This is a genomic window from Actinosynnema sp. NPDC059335 (assembly GCF_042752395.1).
Classification (GTDB): Bacteria; Actinomycetota; Actinomycetes; order Mycobacteriales; family Pseudonocardiaceae; genus Actinosynnema.
In genome coordinates this window covers 1-7884 of record NZ_JBHYXZ010000250.1, presented here as the reverse complement: position 1 = coordinate 7884, position 7884 = coordinate 1, and the positions used below count along the sequence as shown (strand labels likewise).

At 73.8% G+C, this 7884-nt stretch carries 6 protein-coding genes; 1 reads left to right on the top strand and 5 read right to left on the bottom strand.

Annotated features, from left to right (window positions below; translation table 11 throughout):
- Nucleotides 1-197: 197 nt before the first annotated feature.
- The 5 genes from ACFXGA_RS38605 to ACFXGA_RS38585 all read right to left on the bottom strand — a co-directional run bounded on the left by ACFXGA_RS38605 (nucleotide 198) and on the right by ACFXGA_RS38585 (nucleotide 6166).
- Complete coding sequence (locus ACFXGA_RS38605; RefSeq protein ID WP_378097650.1) at nucleotides 198-1391, bottom strand: MFS transporter; 1194 nt, start codon at nucleotides 1389-1391, stop codon at nucleotides 198-200.
- Nucleotides 1392-1512: 121 nt separating this feature from the next.
- Complete coding sequence (locus ACFXGA_RS38600) at nucleotides 1513-2769, bottom strand: RNA polymerase sigma factor (protein WP_378097648.1); 1257 nt, start codon at nucleotides 2767-2769, stop codon at nucleotides 1513-1515.
- Nucleotides 2770-2785: 16 nt separating this feature from the next.
- Complete coding sequence (locus ACFXGA_RS38595; protein WP_378097645.1) at nucleotides 2786-3151, bottom strand: YciI family protein; 366 nt, start codon at nucleotides 3149-3151, stop codon at nucleotides 2786-2788.
- 37 nt (nucleotides 3152-3188) lie between these two features.
- Entirely contained in the window at nucleotides 3189-4805 is a 1617-nt protein-coding gene (locus ACFXGA_RS38590) for a GMC family oxidoreductase (protein WP_378097642.1), read from the bottom strand.
- Nucleotides 4802-6166 carry an aspartate aminotransferase family protein gene (locus ACFXGA_RS38585; RefSeq protein ID WP_378097639.1) on the bottom strand — a complete coding sequence of 455 codons (1365 nt, stop codon included), beginning with the start codon at nucleotides 6164-6166 and terminating at the stop codon, nucleotides 4802-4804. The genes ACFXGA_RS38590 and ACFXGA_RS38585 overlap by 4 nt, the downstream gene beginning before the upstream one ends.
- A 216-nt stretch (nucleotides 6167-6382) precedes the next feature.
- On the opposite strand from ACFXGA_RS38585, the gene ACFXGA_RS38580 reads away from it, so the two are divergent.
- Complete coding sequence (locus ACFXGA_RS38580; protein WP_378097636.1) at nucleotides 6383-7858, top strand: NAD(P)/FAD-dependent oxidoreductase; 1476 nt, start codon at nucleotides 6383-6385, stop codon at nucleotides 7856-7858.
- Nucleotides 7859-7884: the final 26 nt, after the last annotated feature.

Genomic DNA, 7884 nt, shown 5'->3' with positions numbered 1-7884 from the left:
CGGCCCCGGGGGGGGGGCGCCTGAGCCGGCCGCCCCCCCGCGGGGGCGTCGCCGTCCTACCCCGCGCCGGCGGGCCGTTCCGATCCACGCCGGGGCGGTGACGTCGAACAGGGACGGGACAACCGGGCGCGGGCTCCGTCACCGCGCCGGCGGCCGTGACCGCCGGCAGGGACCGGACAACCGGGCGCGGACGAGGGTCACGGGAGCACGTCGACGTCCGTCACCGCGCCGCTGCGCCGCCGGGCCAGGTCGACGGTCCGGGCCGCGGCCGCGACCCCGAGCAGGAACGGGATCATCAGCGCCAGCGTCCACGGCAGCCCGATGGAGTCGGCGATCCAGCCGATGACCGCCGGGCCGACCAGGATGCCGGAGTAGGTCATGGTGCTGAACCGCGACACCATGGCCGCCGCCCCGGCGTCGCTCCCGCCGGTGAGTTCGGCCCCGTAGTGGCCGACCGCGCCGAACAGCACGGGCAGCGCCAGGGACACGCCCAGGCCCACGATCCCGAACCCGGCGATGCCGAGCCACGGCGACGGGCTGAGCACCACGACCGCCATGCCGGCGGCCGCGGTGAGGCCGCTCCACCGGAGCAGGCGCGTCGCGGACACGCGGGCCTGGATCCGGTCGCCGACCAGGCGCGGCGTGGTCTGGCAGATGGCGAACGCGACGTAGGCCAGGCCGGCCAGGCCGAGCGACGCCTGCCGGTCCTCGTGCAGGAACACCCCGCTCCAGTCGGCGACCGCCACCTCGGCCGTCATCACCATGACGCCCATCGCCCCGAACACCAGCAACGTGCGGGTCCACCCGGTCCGCCACGAGGTCCACCGGCCGCCGAGCGACTCGGCCTTCTCCGGGCCCCGGTCGGCCCGGGTCGGCAGCAGGAACCGCCCGGCCACCAGGGCCGCGGGCACGAGCACCGCCGCCAGCAGCGTGAAGTGCTCGGTCCGGGACATGCCGACGTGGGCCGCGCCCGACCCGACCAGCGCCCCGATGATGGAGCCGATGCTCCACGCGCCGTGGCAGCCGCTCATGATCCGCCGCTTCGACGCCCGTTCCACGGCGACCGCGTGCACGTTCATGCTGACGTCGAGGATGCCGTGGACCGCGCCGAACGCCATCTGCGCCACGGCCATCGCCAGGAACTCCGGCGCGAGGCCGATGCCGATGAGCAGCACGGGCAGCGCGGGCGCCGTGATCCACACGATCCGCCTGCCGCCGAACCGCGCGGTGAGCGCGCCGCTCATCTGCATGGCGAGGACCCCGGCCACGCCGAACAGCGCCCCGAGCAGCCCGAGCTGCCCGGCGGTGAGGTCGAGGTCCTGCTTGAGCGAGGGAGTACGCACCGCGAAGCTCGCGATCAGCAGCCCGTTGATCCCGAACACGGTGGTCACCGCCCACCGTGCCTGAACCGTCCTCGCGGTCGTCCGCTCCTCGTCCATCCGCCACCCCTCTGCCTGGTGCCGTTCGGCGCCCTCGTATAGACGACGAACGGGCAGCGCGCGGATCGACAGGTCAGTCGAGGTGGAGGGTGACCTCTTCGAGGCGGCGGGCCAGGAAGGCGCGTTCCACCTCGTTGTCGGTCATCGCCAGGGCCTCCTCGTAGGAGGTGGCGGCCTCCGCCCACCGCCCGAGCCGGCGCAGGAAGTCGGCGCGGGCCGCGCTCAGGTAGGCGTAGGTGCCCAGCGCGGGCTCCTCCAGCAGCGGCGCGAGCGCCGTGAGGCCCGCCTCGGGACCGTCCCGGAACCCGATGGCGACCGCGCGGTTCAGCTCCACGACCGGCGAGGGCCACAGCCGGCGCAGCACCCCGTAGAGGCCGACCACCTCCACCCAGTCGGTGTCCTCCCAGGTCGCCGCCTCGGTGTGCACCGCGGCGATCGCCGCCTGGACCGCGTACTTCGTCGGACCGCCCCGCCGCAGGGCCTCCGTCAGCAGCGTGGTGCCCTCCCGGATCTTGTCCGCGTCCCACCGCGTGCGGTCCTGCTCGGCCAGCAGGACCAGCCGCCCGTCGGCGGACAGCCGGCTGTCCCGGCGGGCGTCGGTGAGCAGCATCAACGCCAGCAGGCCGGTGATGTCGGTGTTGTCCGGCAGGAGCTGGTGCAGCGTGCGCGCGAGGTGGATCGCGCCGTCCGCCAGGTCCTCCCGCACGAGTTCCTTGCCGACCGGCGCGGCGTGGCCGGTGGTGAACACCAGGTGCACGACCTCCAGCACGGCGCCGACGCGTTCCGGCAGGTCGGCGCTCGACGGCACGCGGTACGGGATGCGGGCGCCGCTGATCTTCTTCTTCGCCCGCGTGATCCGCGCGGCCATGGCCGTCTCCTGGACCAGGAAGGCCCGGGCCACCTCGGTCGTGGACAGGCCGCACACCAGCCGCAGGGTCAGCGCCACCTGGGCGTCGCGGGACAGCGCCGGGTGGCAGCAGGTGAAGATCAGGCGCAACCGGTCGTCGTCGAACACCGACCGGTCCGGCCGGTCCTCCGGCCCCGGCACGACGTCGTCGGTGACCAGCAGCGGCAACGCCGAGCGCAGCACCGACTCCCGGCGGAGGATGTCCTTCGCGCGGTTGCGCGCCACGGTGGTCAGCCAGGCGCCCGGCTTGGCCGGCACGCCGTTCGCCGCCCAGTTCCGCAGCGCGTGGGCGTAGGCGTCCTGGGCGCACTCCTCGGCGAGGTCCAGGTCGCGCACCAGGCGCACCGTCGCGGCGAGCACCACTGCCCACTCGCGGCGGTGTGCCTGCGCGACGGCCTCCCGGACCTCGGCGTCGTCGGTCAAGCCGTGCCGTCCCGACTCAGCCGACCTCGACGATCGGCCGGATCTCGACCCCGCTGTGCGACACCGAGACCTCCGGCAGGAGCTTGGCGAGCCCGATCGCCGCGTCCAGGTCGGGCGCCTCGATCAGGTAGTAGCCGCCGAGCGCCTCCTTGGTCTCCAGGAACGGCCCGTCGGTGGTGGTCGGCTCGCCGGTCGCGCTGCCGCGCAGGCTCGTCGCCGTCGTCGTCGACATCAGCTCGTGACCACCGAGGATGGCGTCGCCGGCCGCGGCGGCGAACTTGCCGTGCGCCGCCTCGTTGTCCTTGCGCTCCTGCTCGGACATCGACTCCCAGATCTGCTCGTCGCCGTAGATCAGGACCAGGTACTTCGCCATCTCACGCATCCCATCGATCGCTTGGGGGCCGGTTCCGACCCTCTACCTACACGACGAACGAGTCGGCCGCGAATCGACGCCCGGCCGCCACGTTCTCCTCCGAAGTCCGCGGCGCGAGGCCCCGGATCAGGTCCGCGGCGCGCTCGGCGACCGCCATGACCGGCGCGTTCGTGTTGCCCCGCACGAGCGTGGGCATCACCGACGCGTCCACCACCCGCAGGCCCTCGATCCCCCGCACCCGCAGGTCGGCGTCCACCACCGACCCCATCGCGCAGGTGCCGGCGGGGTGGAACAGGGTCTGCGTGTACCGCCGCACGAACGCCCGGACGTCGTCGTCGCCGTCCGACGCCGGCGTCTGGAGCGCCCGCTCGGTGTACGGGGCCAGCGCCTCCTGCCGCGCGATGTCCAGGCCGATCCGCACGGCGGCCACCATGGCGTCCAGGTCCGCCGGGTCCCGGTAGTAGTCGTGCCGGATGCGGGGCTTCGCGGTGGGGTCGCCCGACAGCAGCGTGACCGAGCCGCGGCTGCCGGTGTCGAGCAGGCACGGGCCGAACGACACGCCGTGCCCGGTCGGCGGGGACATCCCGTTGTCGACCAGCATCACCGGCAGGACGTGGAACTGCGCGTCCGGCGCGGACAACCCGGGCCGGGTGCGCACGAACCCGCCCGCCTCGGGGACGTTGGAGCTCAACGGCCCGCGCCGGTGCTCGGCGTACTCCCGCACGTGCCGCGGGTCGCCCGCGGTGAACAGGCTGACCGGCTGCGAGTGCCCGTACACCAGGTTGACCGACGGGTGGTCCTGCAGGTTCCGGCCGACCTCCGGCTGGTCGAGCACGACCGGGATGCCCAGGCCCGCCAGCTCCGCCGCCGGGCCGACGCCGGAGAGCAGCAGCAGTTGCGGCGAGTTGTAGGCGCCGGCGCTGAGGACCACTTCCCGCTCCGCGCGGACCGCGACCTGCTCGTCCAGCCGCATGCCCACGACGCCCGTGGCGCGGTCGCCGGCGAAGGTGATCCGGTGCGCCTGGACGTTGGTCAGCACGGTCAGGTTGGGCCGGTCCAGCGCCGGGTGCAGGTAGGCGTTCGCGCTGCTCCACCGCTCGCCGTCGCGCTGCGTGAGCTGGTAGAAGCCGAAGCCGTCCTGGCGGTCGGCGTTGAAGTCGTCGTTGCGGCCCAGGCCCGCCTCGACGGCGGCGTCCACGAATGCCTGGCTGCTCGGGTTGTTCGAGCGGCTGTCCGACACCCGCAGCGGTCCGCCGACGCCGTGCCACGGGCCGGCGCCGCGTTCGTTGTCCTCCGCACGCAGGAAGTACGGCAGCAGGTCCTCGAAGTCCCAGCCCGACTGCCGCCACCCGTCGTAGTCCGACGGGTTGCCCCGGACGTAGATCATGCCGTTGAGGGCGCTGCTGCCGCCGACCACCCGGCCGCGGGGCAGGAACAGCCGCCGGCCGTTCAGCTCGGGCTCCTCGTGGCTGTCGTAGTCCCAGTCCAGCCGCGTGCGGAGCAGCCGGCCGCCGTGCGCCGGCACCCGGATGACCTCGTCGGTGTCCATGGTGCCCGCCTCGATGAGGCAGACGGTGACCTCGGGGTCCTCGGTCAGCCGCGAGGCGAGCACGCAGCCCGCGGAACCCGCGCCGACGATGACGTAGTCGTAGGACGCGCTCATGCCGCCACCCGCCCGTCGGCCCGCAGCAACGAGACGACCTCGACGAGGGCGTCGGCCGTGCGGCGGATCTGCGACCGCTCGACCACGAGCGCCGGGCAGACCACCACATTGGGGCCGTACGCGCGCAGGATGATGCCGTGCACCTCCTGGAGGCGGGCCGACACCGCGTCGCCCATCACCGGCTCGCGGGTTTCCCGGTCCGCCACCAGCTCGATCGCCGCCATCGCGCCGACGACCCGGATGTCGCCGACCATCGGCAGCGCGGCGACCGGCGCCAGGTCCTCGCGCAACCAGCCCTCGATGACCTTGGCCCGCTCGACCAGGCCGTCCCGCTCCAGCACGTCCAGGTTCGCGAGCCCGACCGCGCACGCGGTGGGGTGCGCGGAGTACGTGTGCCCGTGGCCGAAGACCACGTCGGGGCCGGCGACGGTGTCCGCGACCGCGCTCCGCATCAGCACCGCGCCGAGCGGGAGGTACCCGCTGGTGAGGCCCTTGGCGGCGGTGATGAGGTCGGGCCGCATGCCGAGCGCGTCCGAGGCGAACCAGTGCCCCGACCGCCCGAACCCGGTCACGACCTCGTCGGCGATCAGCAGGATGCCGTGGCGGTCGAGCAGGTCGCGCACCCGCGGCCAGTAGTCGGCGGGCGGGACGTGCACGCCCGCACCCGCCATGACGGGCTCGCCGATCATGGCGGCCACCCGCCCGGGGCCGAGCCGCCCGATGGTCTCCTCCAGCTCCCGCAGGAGGAAGTCGGTGGGGTCGTCGGAGCCGTACAGCTCGGCGGCCCGGTACAGGTTCGGCGGCGTGACCTTCTCGACGTGCGGCAGGTTCGGGCCGACGCCCTCCTGCATGCCCGGGAACCCGGTCAGCGTGCCGCTGCCGTAGGTGGTGCCGTGGTAGCCGAAGTGCCGGGAGATGAACCAGGTGCGGTCCGGTTCGCCGCGGTGGCTGTGGTAGAGCCGGGCCACCTTCATCGCGGCCTCGACCGCGTCCGAGCCGCCGCTGGTGAAGTGCACGCGGTCGAAGCCCTCGGGGGCCAGCCCGACGAGCCGCGTGGCGAGCCGGACGGCCTTGTCGTTGGAGTAGCCGTAGAAGCCCGAGAAGAAGGCCAGCCGGGCGCTCTGCGCGGCGGCGGCCTCCACCAGCTCGGCCCGCCCGTGGCCGACCTGCGAGGCCCAGTTCCCGGCGCCGGCGATGTCGAGGTACTCCCGGCCGTGCGCGTCCCACACGCGGCAGCCGGAGCCGCGCACGATGACCAGCCGCTCGGGACTGCTCCCCGCCTGCTGCGGGTGGACGAGGTGGGCCCGGTCCAGGTCCTCCAGCGTGGTGGCCGACATCTCCGGCGTGGTGCCGCTTTCCATCTCTATCACCGCAAGCCCCGTCTCTGTCGGTGGGTCGTGGCGCGCTCAGGCCGATCCTAGGAACGGCGGGGCGTGCGGGGATCTCTGATCGTGCGGTCTTCGTCCGGGCACAACGGACGGACCGCGCGCCAAGGCCGCACAGACGAAGATGCCCTGCCGTGCCGGGGCCGTGATGCTGTGCACGGCAGCGCAACCTCGTACCGAACAGGGGAACCCATGACCACGCGTCAACCAGTGGACGTGCTCATCGTCGGCAACGGTGTCATCGGCCTGTCCATCGCGTACGAACTGGCCCGCCGGGCCGAGCGGTTGCGCGTCGTGGTCTGCGGGCCCGGCCACCGCACCGGCGCCGCGTCGGCGGCCGCGGGCGCCATGCTCAACACCTTCGGCGAGGTCACGAAGTACACGCTGCTGTCGTCGGCCGGGGAGGGCAAGTTCCAGCTCTGCCTGGACGCGCTCGACCGGTGGCCGTCCTGGATCGGGCGGCTGACGGCCGACTCGGCGGACCACACGCTCGACCGCGCGTACGTGGCGGGCACGACGGTCATCTCGAACAGCATCTCGGGCCGGCTCGACGACGACAACTACGCGGCGTTCCGCGCGGCGCTGACCAAGTTCGCCGAACCGCACGAGGAAGTGGACCCGCGCGACGTGCCGGGCCTGAACCCGGTGCCGCAGGCCCGTCCCCTGCGGGCCGTGCACGTGCCGCGCGAGGGCGCGATCGACGCCCGCCGCGTGCTGGCCGCGCTGGAGTCGGCCACCGCGGCGCTCGGCGTCGAGCGGGAGGAGCGGGAGGTCGAGGCCGTCGTCGCCGCGGGCGACCGGGTCACCGGCGTGCGCCTGGCCGACGGGACCACCGTCCACGCCGGCACGGTCGTCGTGTCGACCGGCGCGTTCAGCGGCAAGCTGCTCGACGGGGTGCTGCCGCCCGGCGCGGTGCCGATGATGTTGGCGGGCAAGGGGATCGCCGCGCTGACCCGGCGCACGGAGGGCGGCGGGTTTTCCGGCGTGGTCCGCACGACCACGCGCGCGGGCGCGTGCGGGCTGCACGTCGTGCCGCTCGGTGACGGCGTGGAGTACCTGGGCGCGACGAACGCGTTGTACGAGCGGCCGCAGCGGCTGGCCGACCTCGGCCAGAGCGAGTTCCTCCTGCTGTGCGCGTACGAGCAGCTCGACCTGGCGATCTACAAGTCGGACATCGAGCGGTGGCTCGTCGGCAACCGTCCGGCCACTGTGGACGGCTACCCGCTGATCGGCCGGACCTCGTTGGCGGGTCTCGTGGTCGCCACCGGCACCTACCGCGACGGGTTCCACTGCTCCCCGATGATCGCCGGGCTGGTGGCCGACGACGTGCTCGGCGAGGCCGCGATCGCCGACCGGCTGCCGATGTTCGCGCCGGAGCGGCCGCCGATCCGGTCGCTCACGCCGGAGGACTCGGTGGAGGAGTTCGCGATGCAGGCGGTGTCCGGCGGTTTCGAGGACGGGCTGCGCCTGCCGGCGGGCTACGGCGGCACGTCCGCTTTGGACGACCACTACCGCCGGGTGGCGCGGCGGTACTACGAGCGGTTCGACGCCCCCGTGTCCCTCACCATGGACGTCCTGCTGACCGCCGTGTTCTCGCCCGACCCGGACCAGCACCCCATCACGCGGTACCTGAAGGCGGCGCAGCGCCACCACGGCGTGCCGGCCTGACCGACGCGTGGCGCGCGGCCGGGAAT